Genomic DNA, 14,894 nt, shown 5'->3' with positions numbered 1-14,894 from the left:
CTCCATACAACGAGGAGGCCGATGTGCGTGTCCGATGGTTCCGGTGCCGTACCCGGGAGCTGCCCACCCTGCCGAAGCGCGACCCCGGCAGCAACCTGCCGGCGTGGATGCGCGAGCCGACCCGGGCGTTTCCCACGGTTCGCCCGGGCAGCCCCGGTCGTCTGACACCGGCGCAGGAGTGGCGGGCGAACGGGGGCCGGTGGTGACGGTTCTGGTCGGTGTGCTCAGCGCCATCGGTCACATCGGGTACGAGCCGGACTGGGTATGCGAGCGCTGCCGGGAGCCGTGGCCGTGTCCCACCCTGCGTCGCATTCCCCGCGACCAGCTCGAACCGGCGGCGCTCATCCGGATGATGGCGTTCCTGGTCCGTGGGGCGATCCGGGATCTGCGCGGTCGCGTCGAAGGACCGGAGCCACCCGAGATCGTCCGGCGGTTCTTCTGGTTCCTTCCGCTCAGCGACGACGAGGCGCGTGCGATCGCCCGAAGGCTGCGGTGATGGGCCGTCGCGTGGTTCCGCACCTGCCAATGCGCCCGCTCTGGCGGTGCCGCAACTGCGGTGCGGAGTGGCCCTGCCAACCGGCCCGTCTGTCGCTGCTCGTCGAGTACCGGGAGGACCGCACCGCGCTGCTGCTCTATCTCGGCGGCCTGATGGCCGAGGCACGGGAACAACTCGCCCAGCTGAATCCGGACCATGCTCCGGACCTGCACGGCCGCTTCCTGGCCTGGGCGCGGGTTCGTGACTGACGCGGGGTGGGCTGTGCGCGTACCCAAGGGGTCAGATCGTGGGGCGGCGGTGGGTGAGCGGGAAGCGGAGGATGCGGTCGTCGCCGGCCGCCGGGGTGCCGCGGCCGTCGCGGTTGCTGGTCGCCACCCACAGCGCGCCGTCCGGCGCCACCTCGACGGTACGCAGGCGGCCGTAGGTGCCGGCCAGCTCCGCCACCGGTACGCCCACGCGGCCGGCGGAATCGACGGGCACCGCCCAGAGCCGGGCGCCCCGCAGCGCGGCGACGTAGAGCGTGCCCCTGGTGAACGCGGCGCCGCTCGGGGACGCCTGCGCGGGCGGCCAGACGACGACCGGGTCGCGGAACCGGGGATCACCGGCGACGCCCTCGACGAGCGGCCAGCCGTAGTTGCCGCCGGGCACGATCCGGTTCACCTCGTCCCAGGTGCTCTGCCCGAACTCGGTGGCGAACAGCCGCCCCTGCCGGTCCCAGGCGAGGCCCTGCACGTTGCGGTGGCCGTAGCTGTAGACGAGCGAGCCGGGGAACGGGTTGCCCGGCGGCACGCCGCCGTCCGGGCGGATGCGCAGGATCTTGCCGTTGCGGCTGGTCAAGTCCTGTGCGCGGGCGGCCACCCCGGCGTCGCCGATCCCGGCGTAGAGCATGCCGTCGGGGCCGAACGCGATCCGGCCGCCGTCGTGCACGGCGCTGCGGGCGATGCCGCTCACCAACACCTGCGGCGCCCGGGACGAGCCGAGTCGGAACCGGACGATCCGGATGTCGGTCGCTGTGGTGTAGGCGGCGTAGACCCACCGGTCCCGGCGGTACCCGGGGGAGACCGCGAGCCCGAGCAGGCCCGCCTCGCCGCCCGCGGCCACGTCGGCGATCCGGGCCACCTGCCGGGCCGGGCGACCCGGGCGTACGCGCAGGATCGTCCCCCGGTCCCGCTGCGCGACCAGGGCGCTGCCGTCGGGCAGGAAGTCCAGCCCCCACGGCGCCTCCAGCCCGGTAGTGACGACGCGGGGGCGGGTCAGGTCGTAGCCGGACCAGCCGGCACGTCCGTCGAAGCCGCGCAGGTCGAGCACGACCGGGCGCTGCTGCGCGCCCGCGGGGACCGGCCGGTCCGGGCCGTCCGCGGGTCGCTCGCCGGTGGGCCGGTCGCCCGCGTGGGCGTCGGTCACGGCGAGCACGATCGCGAGGACGGCGGCGACGACCGCGACGGTACGACGACGCATGTGTGCTCCTCGGTTTCGCCACCGGCCCCGCCGGGGCATTGACGGTGATCCGGTTTGCCAGTAGACCTTGGTGATGGAGGCCCCTGATGAAGCAAACGCCGCTCTCGCTGGAACAGTTGCGGGTCGCCGTCACCGAGGGTGAGATCGACACGGTGGTGCTCGCCCTCACCGACATGCAGGGCCGACTGCAGGGCAAGCGGTTCCACGCGCCCTACTTCCTCGACCAGGTGGTCACGCACGGCAGCGAGGGCTGCAACTACCTGCTCGCCGTGGACGTCGACATGAACACCGTCGACGGATACGCGATGTCGAGCTGGGAACGCGGCTACGGCGACTTCGCCATGCGCCCCGACCTGGACACGCTGCGCCGGACGCCCTGGCAGCCCGGGTCCGCGCTGCTGCTGGCCGACCTGGAGTGGCTGGACGGCTCCGGCCCGGTGGTCGCCTCGCCCCGGCAGATCCTGCGTAGGCAGCTCGACCGGCTGGCCGAGCACGGGCTGACCGCGTACGCCGGCACCGAGTTGGAGTTCGTGCTCTACCGCGACTCGTACGAGGAGGCGTGGCGGCGCGGCTACCGCGACCTGACCCCGGCCAACCAGTACAACGTGGACTACTCGCTGCTCGGCACCGCCCGGGTCGAGCCGCTGCTGCGCCGCATCCGCACCGAGATGGCCGGCGCGGGGCTCACCCCGGAGAGCGCGAAGGGCGAGTGCAACCTCGGCCAGCACGAGATCGCCTTCCGGTACGACGAGGCGGTGCGCTGCGCCGACCACCACGTCATCTACAAGAACGGCGCGAAGGAGATCGCCGCCCAGGAGGGCATGGCGATCACGTTCATGGCGAAGCCGAACGAGCGGGAGGGCAACTCCTGCCACATCCACTTCTCGCTGCGCGACGCCTCCGGCTCGTCGGCGATGCTGGGTGACGGGCCGGCGCACCTGAGCGTCACCGGGCAGCGGGTGCTGGCCGGGCTGCTCGCCACCATGCGCGAGTTCAGCCTGTTCTTCGCGCCGAACATCAACTCCTACAAGCGCTACCAGCCCGGCTCGTTCGCGCCGACCGCGTTGCGCTGGGGCACCGACAACCGCACCTGCGCGCTGCGGCTGGTCGGGCACGGGCAGGGGATGCGGGTGGAGAACCGGGTGCCGGGGGCCGACGTCAACCCCTACCTCGCGATCGCCGCGCTGGTGGCCGGGGCGGTGCACGGCATCGAGAACGAGCTGGAGCTGGCGGACGAGTGCACCGGCAACGCGTACGACGACCCGGACGCCGAGCGGGTGCCCACCACGCTGCGCGACGCGCTGGAGCTGTGGCAGCGCTCGGAGGTGGCCCGGGCGGCGTTCGGCGACGAGGTGGCGGCCCACTACGCCAACCAGGCGAAGGTCGAGCTGACCGCCTTCGACGCCGCGGTGACCGACTGGGAGCTGACCCGTGGCTTCGAACGCCTCTGACCCCGCCCCCCGCCCCGCTGTCGGCGTCGATCTTGCACTTGCGGTCCCCGGTGCGGGCGTTATGCGGCTTTCGCTGGGGCGGCAAGTGCAAGATCGCGGGGGCGAGGGGAGGGGAGCGCGCGTGGGTGAGGTGATCTCGCCTGTCGACGGGGCGGGGATCGGGGTTGTTCCGGGGTGCTCCGTCGAGGACGTGGATGCGGCTGTCTCGCGGGCTTCCGCGGCGTTCGAGACGTGGCGGAACGTGGCGCCGGGGGATCGGGGGCGGCTGCTGCGGCGGTTCGCCGCCCAGGTCGACGCGCACCTGGAGGAGCTGGCCCAGCTGGAGGTGCGCAACGCCGGGCACACCGTCGGCAACGCGCGCTGGGAGGCGGGCAACGTCCGCGACGTGCTCGACTACTACGCGGGCGCGCCGGAACGGCTGACCGGGCACCAGATCCCGGTGCCCGGCGGGCTCGACGTCACGTTCCACGAACCGCTGGGCGTGGTCGGCGTGATCGTGCCGTGGAACTTCCCGATGCCGATCGCCGGCTGGGGATTCGCCCCGGCGCTCGCCGCCGGCAACACGGTGGTGCTCAAGCCCGCCGAGCTGACCCCGCTGACCGCGCTGCGCCTGGCCGAACTGGCCCGCGACGCCGGCCTGCCCGACGGCGTGTTCACAGTGCTGCCCGGCCGGGGCAGCGTGGTCGGCGAACGGTTCGTCACCCACCCGGCCGTCCGCAAGATCTGCTTCACCGGCTCGACCGAGGTCGGCACCCGGATCATGGCCGGCTGCGCGGCCCAGGTGAAGCGGGTGACGCTGGAACTGGGCGGCAAGTCGGCGAACATCGTCTTCGCCGACGCGGACCTGGAGAAGGCGGCGGCCACGGCGCCGTACGCGGTCTTCGACAACGCCGGCCAGGACTGCTGCGCCCGCTCCCGGATCCTGGTCCAGCGCCAGGTGTACGACAGGTTCCTGGAACTGCTCGAACCGGCCGTGCGGGCGTTCCGGGTGGAGGACCCGGCCCGGGACACGGCCGAGATGGGGCCGCTGATCTCCGCCGCGCATCGGGACCGGGTCGTCGGGTACGTCGACGGCGCGGACGTCGCATTCACCGGCTCCTGCCCCGACGGCCCCGGCTTCTGGTACGCCCCCACTGTGCTGCTCGCCGGCTCCCCGGCCGATCGGCACTGGCGGGAGGAGGTCTTCGGCCCGGTCGTCTCGGTGCTCCCGTTCGACGACGAGGCGGACGCGATCCGGCTCGCCAACGACACCGAGTACGGGCTCTCCGGCTCGATCTGGACCCGGGACGTCGGGCGCGCGGTGCGGGTGGCCCGCGCTGTCGAGTCCGGCAACCTCAGCGTCAACTCGCACTCCTCGGTGCGCTACTGGACCCCGTTCGGCGGGATGAAACGCTCCGGCCTGGGCCGGGAGCTGGGCCCGGACGCGCTGCACGCCTTCACCGACGTCAAGAACGTGTTCATCGGCACCGAGGAGTGATCACAGTGCAGGGACGGCTTACCGACCGGGTGGCAGTGGTGACCGGCGCGGGCAGCGGCATCGGGCTGGCCACCGTACGCCGCTTCGCCGCCGAGGGCGCCCGGGTGGTGTGCGTGGACATCGACGCCGACGCCGGCACCCGGGCCGCACAGGAGGTGGACGGAGAGTTCGTCGCCGCCGACGTGGCCGACGAGGCGGCCGTACGCGACCTGTTCGACGGGGTGGTGCAGCGGCACGGCCGGGTGGACGTGTCGTTCCACAACGCCGGCATCTCGCCGCCGGACGACGACTCCATCCTGGAGACCGGCCTGGACGCCTGGGAACGGGTGCTGCGGGTGAACACCACGAGCGTCTACCTGTGCTGCAAGTACGTCATCCCGCACATGCGCCGGCAGGGCAAGGGCTCGATCATCAACACCGCCTCGTTCGTGGCGCTGATGGGCGCGGCGACGTCGCAGATCGCGTACACGGCGAGCAAGGGCGGGGTGCTGGCGATGACCCGGGAGCTGGGCGTGCAGTTCGCCCGGGAGGGCATCCGGGTCAACGCGCTGTGCCCCGGGCCGGTGGCCACGCCGCTGCTGCTGGAGCTGTTCGCCAAGGACCCGGAGCGGGCGGCCCGGCGGCTGGTGCACGTGCCGATGGGCCGGTTCGGCGATCCGACCGAGATCGCCGCCGCTGTGGCGTTCCTCGCCAGCGACGACGCCTCGTTCATGACCGCCGCGCAGTTCGTCGTCGACGGCGGCATCACCGGCGCGTACGTCACCCCACTGTGAGCGCGAGGAGTGAGCCGATCTTGCGAGCCCCGCAGTCGCGAACCGGGCCGGCACTATGAGGCCGGTCATCGGCATCACCGCGTACGTCGAGCCGGCCGGCTGGGCGGTGTGGCGGGACGTGCCGGCGACGCTCGTGCCGCACGCGTACGTCCGGTCGGTCACCGCGGCGGGCGGCCGGGCCGTGGTGCTTCCCCCCGACGACGCCGACGCCGACGTGCTGGGGCTGCTGGACGGGCTGCTGCTGGCCGGCGGCGCGGACGTCGGCCCGGAGCGGTACGGCGAGCCGCCGGACCCGCGTACCGAGAGCCGGCCGGACCGCGACGCCGGGGAGGTGACGCTGCTGACCGCCGCGCTCGCCGCCGACCTGCCGGTGCTGGGCGTGTGCCGGGGGATGCAGTTGCTCGCGGTGGCGTACGGCGGCGTGCTGCACCAGCACCTGCCGGACGTGGTCGGGCACGACGGGCACCGCCCCGCGCCGGGCGTGTACGGGTCGCACCCGGTGCGCTTCGCCCCGGACAGCCTGACCGGGCGGGTCATGCCCGGGGTGGACCGGGTCAACTCGTACCACCATCAGGCGGTGGCCGACCCCGGCGGCCTGACGGTCACCGGCTGGGCCGACGACGGGGTGATCGAGGCGGTGGAGGACCCGGCGCGGCGCTTCGTGCTCGGGGTGCAGTGGCATCCGGAGAACGAGGCCGACCCGCGGCCGGTGGCCGCGCTGGTCCGGGCCGCGATGTCGGCCAGATCACACACCCGCGTTTCGTAGGTGGGGGAAAGGCCGAATCGGCGGTCCCGCCGACCCGGCGGGGACCGCCCGAGTCGCCCCGGACCGTCTGTTACGCCAGGATGAGTCGGAGGTAACCAGCGTCGAACGGTGCGGGTGCGTTACGTTGCTCGTCCGTCGGGGTAGTACGCGGGGACGGTCGGCGGAGAATCGCCGGCCGTCGTGATCATGGCCGGAGCGGGAGGCTGCATGGGCTCGGCCCTGGGGGGCGGGGACGACGGTCGTTCGTCCCCGGCGGCCGGCGAGGCGTCCCTACCGCCACTGCTCGCCGCGGCGTTCGCCGCCGGTGGCGAGATGGGCGAGCGGCTGCGCGGGTTCGACTGGTCGACCACCGCCCTCGGCAGCCCGGACCGCTGGCCCACCGCGCTCTGCCACGCCCTGAGCACCATGCTGTCGTCCCGCGCCCAGATGGTCGTGTTCTGGGGCGAGGAGCACCTGGCCTTCTACAACGACGCCTACCGGCCGACCATCGGCGACAAGCACCCGGCCGTGATCGGACAGCCCGCCCGGCGGCACTGGGCGGAGACCTGGGACGTGCTCGGCCCGCTGCTGGACGGAGTGCGTCGCACCGGCGTGCCGTACCGGGGCGAGAACCATCCGTTCGTGCTCGATCGCCACGGTTTCCTGGAGGACGTCTACTTCGACGTCTCGTACGACCCGATCCGCAGCGCCGACGGCACCATCGGCGGTCTGTTCTGCTTCGTCAACGAGACCACCGGCCGGGTGCTCGGCGAGCGCCGACTGCGCGCCCTCGCCGAGCTGGGCAACGAGCTGGGCGACGTGCCGGGCCTGCTCGAACTGGGCCGGGCCGTCACCCGCGTGCTCTACGCCCACCGCGCCGACGTGCCGTTCAGCGCGCTGTGGTTCCAGGGTGAGGGCGGGTCACTGGTGCCGGCCGGTTGCGCCGGGGTGGATCCGGCCACCGTCGCCGGCCCGCCGCCCGGCCTGCCCGAGGGCGAGCCGTTCACCGAGCCGCGCTGGATCGCCACCGCCGACCTGCCGGGCGCGGTGCCGCCGGACGCCGCCGACCAGGCGCTCCTTCTGCCGCTGACCGCCACCAACGAGCCGGCGGGCGTGCTGCTGCTGGGGGTGTCGCGCCGGCTGCCGTTCACCGACGACTACCGCGACTTCGTCGACCTGGTCGCCGCGCAGGTGTCCCGGGCCGTGGGCAAGCAGCGGGCGTACGAGCAGGAACGCGCCCGCGCCGCCGAGCTGGCCGCGCTGGACCGCGCCAAGACCAACTTCTTCGCCAACGTCAGCCACGAGTTCCGTACCCCGCTGACGCTGGTCCTCGGACCGCTGGAGGAACTGCTCGCCGACCGGGAGCTGCCCGAGCGGTACCTCGACCGGTTGACCGTCATGCACCGCAACGGGCTGCGCCTGCTCAAGCTGGTCAACACGGTGCTCGACTTCTCCCGGCTGGAGTCCGGCCGGCTGGCCGCCCGCTACCAGCCCACCGACCTGTCCGACTACACCTCCCGCCTGGCCAGCACGTTCCGCTCAGCCACCGAGCGGGCCGGGCTGCGCCTGGTGGTGGACTGCCCGCCGCTGCCCGCGCCGGTCTACGTCGACCGGGACATGTGGGAGAAGATCGTCCTCAACCTGGTGTCGAACGCGGTGAAGTTCACCTTCGACGGCGAGATCCGGGTCCGGACGCGTGCCGCCGACGGGGCCGCCGTGCTGGAGGTCACCGACACCGGCGTCGGCATCGCGCCGGAGGAACTGCCGCAGGTCTTCGAGCGGTTCCACCGGGTGGCCGGCGCCCGCTCCCGTACCCACGAGGGCACCGGCATCGGGCTCGCCCTGGTCCGCGAGCTGGTCGAGATGCACGGCGGCACGGTGACCGCGCACAGCGTCGTCGACCGGGGCACCACCTTCACCGTCACCATGCCCTTCGGGTACGCGCACCTGCCGGCCGACCGGGTGTCCGCCCTCTCCCCGATGCCGCTGGGTGAGCCGGCGCAGGCCCGCCTGTACGTCGCCGAGACGGCGCTCTGGACCGACGAGGTGGCCCGGCCCGCCGGGCTGCCCGAGCCGAACGGCGCGACCGGCGGCGCGGGCCGGATCCTGTTCGCCGACGACAACCCCGACCTGCGCGAGCACGTCGTCCGGCTGCTCTCCCCGGCGTACGAGGTGGTGGCCGTGCCGGACGGCGCGGAGGCGCTGCGGCTGGCCGTCGAGACCCCGTTCGACCTGGTGCTGACCGACGTGATGATGCCCCGGCTGGACGGATTCGGGCTGGTCACCGCGTTGCGTTCCGACCCGGCCACCCGGTACGTGCCGATCGTGCTGCTCTCCGCGCGGGCCGGCGCCGCCGAGGAGGTCGCCGGTCTGTCCACCGGCGCCGACGACTACCTGACCAAGCCCTTCTCCAGCCAGGAGCTGGTGGCCCGGGTCCGGGCCAACGTCGAACTGGGCCAGTTGCGCGGGCAGATCATCCGCCGCCTGCGGGCACTCGCCGACGCCGCCGTGGAGATCAACACCGCTCGGTCCACCGCCGAGGTGGTCCGGGTGGCCGCCCGGCACGCGCTGCGCCTGGCCGAGGCCGGACGCGTCCGGGTCACCGCCACCGGGGCCCGCCACGAGGAGGACGCCGGCGGCGACCTGCCCGCCGAGCCGACAGTGGTGCTGCCGCTCACCGGCACGTCCGGCGAGCAGCTCGGCGAGTTGCGGGTGTGGCGCCGGGAGGGCGGCGGCACCGAGGAGGCGGCGCTCACCGAACTGGCCCGGCTGGTCGGCGTGCGGCTGGAGAACGCCCAGCTCTACGAGGCCGAGCACCACATCGCGACCACGCTCCAGCACAGCCTGCTGCCGCGTACGCTGCCGCAGTTGCCCGGCGCGGTGGTGGCCAGCCGCTACCTGCCCGGCAGCGCCGACGTGGAGGTCGGCGGCGACTGGTACGACGTGATGGCCACCGCCGACGACGACCTGGTGCTGGTCATCGGCGACGTGGTCGGGAAGGGCGTGCGGGCCGCCGCGGCGATGGGCCAGCTCCGCAACGCGCTGCGGGCGTACGTCCTGGAGGGCTACGACCCGGGCGAGGCGCTGACCCGGCTCAACCGGCTGGTCCACTCCGCCGGCAGCGGCTCCTTCGCCACAGTGGTCTGCCTCGGCTTCTCCCCGCGCACCGGCCGCATCCGGTACGCCAGCGCGGGCCATCCCTCACCCCTGCTGATCCGAGGAGACGACGTGGCGTTCCTGCACGATCGGGCCCTCGGACCGCCGATCGGGGCCATTCCCGGCGCCGTCTACCCGGCCGTGGAGGGGGAACTCGCCCCGGGCAGCCGGCTCCTGCTCTACACCGACGGCCTGATCGAGGACCGGTCCGCGGGCATCGACGCAGGGCTGGGCCAGTTGCGGGCGGACGCGACGGCGCGCGCCGGGCACGTGGCGGACCTCGTCGACGCCGTCATGGCCCGGGTGGCCGGGCGGTCCCGGCACGACGACGTGGCGGTGCTCGCGCTGGAGGCGGCCGAGCTGAACCGGTTCGCGCTGCGCCTGCCCGCCGACCCGACCCGGCTCAGCGTGCTGCGCAAGCGGCTGGAGGACTTCCTCGTCGCCCACCACGTCGGCGAGACCGACCTGTTCGACCTGACCGTGGCGGTCTCCGAGGCGGCGGCGAACGCGATCGAGCACCCGGTCGACCCGGTGGACCCGACGATCGAGGTCGAGGTGACCATCGCCGACCGTACGGTCACCGCGACCATCCGGGACAGCGGACGCTGGCGGGAGTCGAGCGGGTCGACCTTCCGGGGGCGCGGGCTGGCGCTGATCCAGGCGCTGGGGGAGATGAACGTGACCCGTTCCGCGAACGGCACCGAGCTGACGCTGCGCCGCCGCCTGGCCGACTAGGGGCGCCTACCGGTCACAGCGGTGACGGGTCGTCGCGCAGCCGGCTGTAGAGCCACCCGTCACGCCAGGCGCCGGCCCGGAACTCGCAGGACCGCAGGATCCCCTCCAACTGGAAACCGGCTTTCTCCAGCGACCGCTGCTCGGCGGCGTTCTCCGGATGAGTGCCGGCCTGGATGCGCTGCGCCGGGGTGTGACTGAACAGGTAGTCGCAGAGCAGCGCCTGGGCCCGCCAGCCGAGACCGCGGCCGCGCCACTCGGGCAGCAGCACGATGCCGATCTCCCAGTACGGTGCCCGCCCACCGCTCTCGCGCTGCAGGTAACTGAGGAAGCCCACCGGTACGTCCGGGGGCTCGACCTGGACGATCAGGCCGCCGACCTTCTCGCCGAGATAGCCGTCCTCGGCGAAGCGGCGGGCCGGCGCGGCGGCGTCCTGGAAGCCGGCCCAGTCGAGCCCGACCAGGCCGGGTTCGACGGCGAACCGGCGCAACATCGCGAGGTCGTCCTCGGCCACCGGGCGCAGTCGTACGGTCGAGCCGGGTGCCTCGTGCACGACGCCGGCCATCGACGGGTGGAAGCTGTCCATCCTCCGCACCGTAGCGACGGGCCGGGCCGCTCGCTGTCCCGTGCCGACGGCGTTCACGCGGGGGAGCTGCCCGCCGCGTCGCCGGCTAGTCGGCCAGCCAGTCCTGGTCGCCGAGGCCGGAGATGTCCAGCACGCGCCGGACCTGCGGGGACGGCAGCACGGTGAGCGCGTCCGGGAATCGCTGGGCGAGCCGGACCACCGCGTGGATGGCGGCCGAGTCGAAGAAGGTGACCGCCCGCAGGTCGAGCGCCAGCCGCTTGGCGGGCTCGCGGAGCGCGGTCTGGAACATGGTGTCGGCGGTCGCCATGTCGACCTCGCCGGTCACCTGGACGCGCAGTTGGTCGCCGTCGACCTGGGCGGTCACGGAGAAGACGGGCGCCGCGCCCCCTTGATCCACGGAGCAACAATGGCACAGCGTTTGCGGCACGGCAACAACCTCCCCGGCGGGCCTGTGGCGGGGGGCACACCGGCTCCGGCGATAGGCTTGGACCATGACCGTCCGTGCGCCGCTGACCCCCGGCACGCTCTCCCCGTGGCGAGCGGTTCCCGCCCACATCCCGCGCCCGGAGTACGTGGGTAAGAAGCGCCCGCAGGAGTGGCGCGGCTCGCACGTGCAGACGCCGGAGACCATCGAGAAGATGCGCGTGGCGGGGCGTCTCGCCGCCCAGGCCACCCAGCTCGCCGGTGAGCACTGCAAGCCCGGGGTGACCACCGACGAGATCGACAGGGTCGTGCACGAGTTCCTCTGCGACCACGGCGCCTACCCGTCGACGCTCGGCTACCGGGGTTTCCCCAAGTCGTGCTGCACCAGCCTCAACGAGGTGATCTGCCACGGCATCCCGGACACCACTGTGCTCCAGGACGGCGACATCATCAACGTCGACGTCACCGCGTACCTGAACGGCGTGCACGGCGACACCGACGCCACGTTCTGCGTGGGCGAGGTGAGCGAGGAGGCCCGCCTGCTGGTCGAGCGGACCCACACGGCGATGATGCGCGGCATCAAGGCCATCGCACCGGGGCGGCAGATCAACGTCATCGGCCGGGTGATCGAGTCGTACGCCAAGCGCTTCGGCTACGGCGTGGTCCGCGACTTCACCGGGCACGGCATCGGTGAGGCGTTCCACAGTGGCCTCTACGTGCCGCACTACGACAGCCCGCGCCCCACCGACGTGATGGAACCGGGGATGACGTTCACCGTCGAGCCGATGATCACGCTCGGCACCTACCAGTACGACATGTGGGACGACGGCTGGACGGTGGTCACCAAGGACCGCCGGTGGACGGCCCAGTTCGAGCACACCATCGTCGTGACCGACGACGGCTACGAGATCCTGACGCTGCCGTGACCGACACCCCCGCGGCACTGCGCGAGGCGCACCACGCGGACGTCTCCGGCGGGTGGCTGCGTCCGGCGGTCTTCGGCGCGATGGACGGGCTGGTCACCAACATCGCGCTGATCGCCGGTGTGGGCGGCGGCGGGGTGTCCCCGCGCAGCGTGGTGCTGACCGGCACGGCCGGCCTGGTGGCCGGCGCCATCTCGATGGGCCTCGGCGAGTACACGAGCGTCCGGTCCGCGAACGAGCAGGTCGCCGCCGAGGTGGCCAAGGAGCGGCGGGAGCTGGAACGCCACCCGGAGGCCGAGGCCCGGGAACTGGCCGACGCGTGGGTCGCCCGTGGACTGCCCCGGGATCTGGCGACGCAGGTCGCCGAGGCGGTACGCGCCAACCCCGAGGAGGCGCTGCGCGTGCACGTACGGGAGGAACTGGGCGTCGACCCCGACGACCAGCCCAGCCCGTGGGCCGCCGCGATCTCGTCGTTCATCTGTTTCTCGATCGGCGCGCTGGTGCCGCTGCTGCCGTACCTGCTCGGCTTCACCAGCCTCTGGCTGGCGCTCGCCGTCGGCGGCGTGGGGCTGTTCGTGGCCGGTGCGGTCGTGGCCCGGTTCACCAACCGCGCCTGGTGGCGCAGCGGCCTGCGGCAGTTGCTGCTCGGCGCGCTGGCGGCCGGCGCCACCTACCTGATCGGCGCGCTGATCGGCGTCGGCGGCGGCATCGGCTGACGCCGAGCCGTCCGCGACCGTCAGCGGTCAGCCGGACAGCAGGTCGTCGATGGTGCCGTCGACCGGGCGGCCCCGGGCGGCCAGCTCCTCGGCCTGGCGGGTCAGCGCCGCGCCCACCTCGGTCATGTCCGCCCCGGCCAGCCCGGTACGCCGCACCGCGTCCCCCGGGTCGCGGAAGTAGGTGCGGCTGAACAGCCCCTGCACGGTTGCGGCGGCCAGCCGTGCCTCGCCGAGCATGAGCAGCGCCTGGTCCGTCTCGTACCACTCGGCCAGCCGCAGCGCCCGGGCGTGCGCCGCGCTGCCCCGGTACCACGCCTGCCGCGCCGCGCTCGTGAACTCCGCCGGCCGGGCCCGTGCCAGCCGCGCCAGGTGCTCGTCGCGCAGCTTCCGCAGCCAGCCGGTCGGATCGTGCAGGGCGCGCGTGGTGACGTACCGGTCCGCGGCCAGCGGCCAGCGGGACGTGATCGTCGTCGCCCGGCGCAGGTAGTCGTCCGCCCCGGCCACCGTGAGGTCGACGAGCACACCGTCCAGCCGCCGGGTGGCGGACGGCGGCCCGGCGCCCGGCCGGTAGGTGACGACCAGCAGGCCGACCTCGCGGTCCCCGCCGCCGTCGTCGTCGCCGTGCGCGAGCGGACCGTGTACGGCGACCGCCAGCACGTCGGCCGGGAACCGCCGCAGGACGGCGTCACCGACCCGCTCGGCCACCTGCCACCGTGGATCGTCCAGACGCCGCTCGGCGTCTCGTTCGCCGGCCAAGGCCACCGCCAATCCGCAACGTCGTCAGTTCCAGTTGTACGACTCGTACGAGCTGTACGCTTCAGGTATGACCGAGCCTGCTGCCGAGCTTCCGATCTCCGACGCTCGCGAGAATCTCGCGGACGTCGTCTCACGTGCTCACTACGCCGGCCGCATCACCTACGTCACTCGTCGTGGGCAGCGGCTGGCTGCCATTGTCCCGGCGGACCTCGCCGAGGCGATCGAACGCGCCGAGGACGCGATCGACGTCGAGGCCGCCCGGGCCGCCCTGGCCCGTCTGGATGCGGGCGAGGCGCCCATCTCCCTCACCGACCTACGCAAAGAGCTGGGCCTGTGAGCGGGCAGACACCACCCGGATACACCGTCAAGATCGAACGCGCAGCCGCCAAGCTCCTCCGTAAGCTCGACCGTCCGGTGCAGGCTCGCCTCATCGACGCGATCGCCGCTCTCGCCGCCGAACCTCGGCCTGCCGGCGTCAAGGCGCTCGTCGGGCATCCGGGCCTCCTGCGCATTCGTGTCGGCTCCTACCGCGTGGTGTACACCGTCCGCGACGAGGAACTGATCGTTCTGGTGGTGCAGCTCGGCCACCGCAGCGACGTCTACGACGCGCTCTGACCGTGCGTGGCGAGGGCGCTCAGGTGGCCGGGTTGCCGTTCGGGACCAGGCGGAACACCCGGATCTCGCGGCCACCGGCGCGCTCGACGTACGTGCGGTACGCGGGCCACTCCTGCACCAGCCGCTGGAACAGCCGTTCCCGTTCCTCGCCCGTGACCTGCTCCGCGGTGACCGGGATCCGGCGTCCCTTGACGTCCACCTCGGCACCCGGGTGGGCCATCAGGTTGAACGTCCAGGACGGCTGGTGCTGCTGCCCCCAGTTCGAGCCGATCACCACGTAGGCGTCGCCGTCGGGGACGTACACCAGGGGGTTGCTGCGGGGCTTGCCGGAGCGGCGGCCGGTGGAGGTGAGCACCAGCGTGGGCACGAGCCCGAAGGCGACCACGCGGCCCTTCGTCATCCGCCCGACCAGCCGGTCGGCCGGGACGAGCAGGCGCATGGTGGCGCCGAACCAACGCTGGTGACCTAGGCGGCGGGTGAGGGTTCCCAGGGCTGACATCCGACAAGTGTGCCGCCCACACCGCGCCCCGTCACCCCCTCGGACGGTCAGTCCGCCCCAAGGTCGACTCCATTTCCCCGAAGTGGTG

16 protein-coding genes are annotated in these 14,894 nt (G+C 73.2%); 11 read left to right on the top strand and 5 right to left on the bottom strand.

All coding sequences use genetic code 11. The features are described 5' to 3' along the window. Positions 1-202: 202 nt before the first annotated feature. Complete coding sequence (locus ACN27C_RS00290; protein WP_422750138.1) at positions 203-496, top strand: hypothetical protein; 294 nt, start codon at positions 203-205, stop codon at positions 494-496. After that, a complete protein-coding gene (locus ACN27C_RS00285; RefSeq protein ID WP_422750136.1) occupies positions 496-744 on the top strand; it encodes a flavin reductase in 249 nt (82 codons plus the stop codon). Before ACN27C_RS00290 ends, ACN27C_RS00285 begins: the two co-directional genes overlap by 1 nt. Positions 745-775: 31 nt before the next feature. Here ACN27C_RS00285 and ACN27C_RS00280 read toward each other — a convergent pair whose 3' ends face one another. Beyond that, positions 776-1,954, bottom strand: a complete 1,179-nt coding sequence (locus tag ACN27C_RS00280; RefSeq protein ID WP_422750134.1) for a PQQ-dependent sugar dehydrogenase — start codon at positions 1,952-1,954, stop codon at positions 776-778. Between the two features lie 86 nt (positions 1,955-2,040). Between ACN27C_RS00280 and ACN27C_RS00275 the strand changes: the two genes are divergently transcribed. The 5 genes from ACN27C_RS00275 to ACN27C_RS00255 all read left to right on the top strand — a co-directional run bounded on the left by ACN27C_RS00275 (position 2,041) and on the right by ACN27C_RS00255 (position 10,291). Continuing rightward, positions 2,041-3,405 (top strand): glutamine synthetase family protein, encoded by a 1,365-nt coding sequence (locus ACN27C_RS00275; protein WP_422750132.1) that lies wholly within the window; start codon positions 2,041-2,043, stop codon positions 3,403-3,405. A 121-nt stretch (positions 3,406-3,526) separates the two neighbouring features. After that, entirely contained in the window at positions 3,527-4,882 is a 1,356-nt protein-coding gene (locus ACN27C_RS00270; RefSeq protein WP_422750130.1) for an aldehyde dehydrogenase family protein, read from the top strand. 5 nt (positions 4,883-4,887) lie between these two features. Further along, entirely contained in the window at positions 4,888-5,655 is a 768-nt protein-coding gene (locus ACN27C_RS00265; RefSeq protein WP_422750128.1) for a 3-oxoacyl-ACP reductase, read from the top strand. 55 nt (positions 5,656-5,710) lie between these two features. Further along, positions 5,711-6,421, top strand: a complete 711-nt coding sequence (locus ACN27C_RS00260; protein WP_422750126.1) for a gamma-glutamyl-gamma-aminobutyrate hydrolase family protein — start codon at positions 5,711-5,713, stop codon at positions 6,419-6,421. A 207-nt stretch (positions 6,422-6,628) separates the two neighbouring features. Continuing rightward, on the top strand, positions 6,629-10,291 hold the full coding sequence (locus tag ACN27C_RS00255; RefSeq protein WP_422750124.1) for a SpoIIE family protein phosphatase: 3,663 nt from the start codon (positions 6,629-6,631) through the stop codon (positions 10,289-10,291). Positions 10,292-10,304: 13 nt separating this feature from the next. Here ACN27C_RS00255 and ACN27C_RS00250 read toward each other — a convergent pair whose 3' ends face one another. Together ACN27C_RS00250 and ACN27C_RS00245 are read right to left on the bottom strand one after the other, a co-directional pair. Beyond that, positions 10,305-10,874 (bottom strand): GNAT family N-acetyltransferase, encoded by a 570-nt coding sequence (locus ACN27C_RS00250; RefSeq protein ID WP_120571125.1) that lies wholly within the window; start codon positions 10,872-10,874, stop codon positions 10,305-10,307. A gap of 85 nt (positions 10,875-10,959) precedes the next feature. Next, entirely contained in the window at positions 10,960-11,271 is a 312-nt protein-coding gene (locus tag ACN27C_RS00245; RefSeq protein ID WP_357897583.1) for an STAS domain-containing protein, read from the bottom strand. 94 nt (positions 11,272-11,365) lie between these two features. Here ACN27C_RS00245 and map point away from each other — a divergent pair, with 94 nt between their 5' ends. Both map and ACN27C_RS00235 read left to right on the top strand, forming a co-directional pair. Then, positions 11,366-12,223, top strand: coding sequence for a type I methionyl aminopeptidase (map, locus tag ACN27C_RS00240; RefSeq protein ID WP_030269849.1), 858 nt, complete (start codon positions 11,366-11,368; stop codon positions 12,221-12,223). Beyond that, positions 12,220-12,936, top strand: a complete 717-nt coding sequence (locus tag ACN27C_RS00235) for a VIT1/CCC1 transporter family protein (protein ID WP_120571123.1) — start codon at positions 12,220-12,222, stop codon at positions 12,934-12,936. Before map ends, ACN27C_RS00235 begins: the two co-directional genes overlap by 4 nt. 27 nt (positions 12,937-12,963) lie before the next feature. Here the strand turns inward: ACN27C_RS00235 and ACN27C_RS00230 are convergent, their stop codons facing one another. Beyond that, positions 12,964-13,692, bottom strand: coding sequence for a nucleotidyltransferase domain-containing protein (locus tag ACN27C_RS00230; RefSeq protein ID WP_422751701.1), 729 nt, complete (start codon positions 13,690-13,692; stop codon positions 12,964-12,966). 67 nt (positions 13,693-13,759) lie between these two features. Between ACN27C_RS00230 and ACN27C_RS00225 the strand changes: the two genes are divergently transcribed. Both ACN27C_RS00225 and ACN27C_RS00220 read left to right on the top strand, forming a co-directional pair. Continuing rightward, the gene (locus ACN27C_RS00225) at positions 13,760-14,029 is read left to right on the top strand and encodes a type II toxin-antitoxin system prevent-host-death family antitoxin (protein ID WP_121685890.1); all 270 of its coding nucleotides are present in this window, start codon (positions 13,760-13,762) and stop codon (positions 14,027-14,029) included. A gap of 32 nt (positions 14,030-14,061) precedes the next feature. Next, positions 14,062-14,307, top strand: coding sequence for a type II toxin-antitoxin system RelE family toxin (locus ACN27C_RS00220; protein WP_121685889.1), 246 nt, complete (start codon positions 14,062-14,064; stop codon positions 14,305-14,307). Between the two features lie 19 nt (positions 14,308-14,326). On the opposite strand, the gene ACN27C_RS00215 is transcribed toward ACN27C_RS00220, so the two are convergent. Beyond that, positions 14,327-14,806, bottom strand: a complete 480-nt coding sequence (locus tag ACN27C_RS00215) for a nitroreductase family deazaflavin-dependent oxidoreductase (protein WP_121685884.1) — start codon at positions 14,804-14,806, stop codon at positions 14,327-14,329. Positions 14,807-14,894: the final 88 nt, after the last annotated feature.

The sequence above is a fragment of the Micromonospora sp. WMMD1219 genome (genome assembly GCF_049315215.1).
GTDB lineage: Bacteria > Actinomycetota > Actinomycetes > Mycobacteriales > Micromonosporaceae > Micromonospora > Micromonospora tulbaghiae.
This window is presented reverse-complemented; position numbering and strand designations above follow the sequence as displayed.

What these genes read in the sequence shown, in the direction of transcription:
- ACN27C_RS00285 (WP_422750136.1), top strand. Translation starts at nt 496, where the DNA reads ATGGGCCGTCGCGTGGTTCCGCACCTGCCAATGCGCCCGCTCTGGCGG.
- ACN27C_RS00280 (WP_422750134.1), bottom strand. Translation starts at nt 1,954, where the DNA reads ATGCGTCGTCGTACCGTCGCGGTCGTCGCCGCCGTCCTCGCGATCGTG.
- ACN27C_RS00275 (WP_422750132.1), top strand. Translation starts at nt 2,041, where the DNA reads ATGAAGCAAACGCCGCTCTCGCTGGAACAGTTGCGGGTCGCCGTCACC.
- ACN27C_RS00260 (WP_422750126.1), top strand. Translation starts at nt 5,711, where the DNA reads ATGAGGCCGGTCATCGGCATCACCGCGTACGTCGAGCCGGCCGGCTGG.
- ACN27C_RS00255 (WP_422750124.1), top strand. Translation starts at nt 6,629, where the DNA reads ATGGGCTCGGCCCTGGGGGGCGGGGACGACGGTCGTTCGTCCCCGGCG.
- ACN27C_RS00250 (WP_120571125.1), bottom strand. Translation starts at nt 10,874, where the DNA reads ATGGACAGCTTCCACCCGTCGATGGCCGGCGTCGTGCACGAGGCACCC.
- map (WP_030269849.1), top strand. Translation starts at nt 11,366, where the DNA reads ATGACCGTCCGTGCGCCGCTGACCCCCGGCACGCTCTCCCCGTGGCGA.
- ACN27C_RS00225 (WP_121685890.1), top strand. Translation starts at nt 13,760, where the DNA reads ATGACCGAGCCTGCTGCCGAGCTTCCGATCTCCGACGCTCGCGAGAAT.
- ACN27C_RS00215 (WP_121685884.1), bottom strand. Translation starts at nt 14,806, where the DNA reads ATGTCAGCCCTGGGAACCCTCACCCGCCGCCTAGGTCACCAGCGTTGG.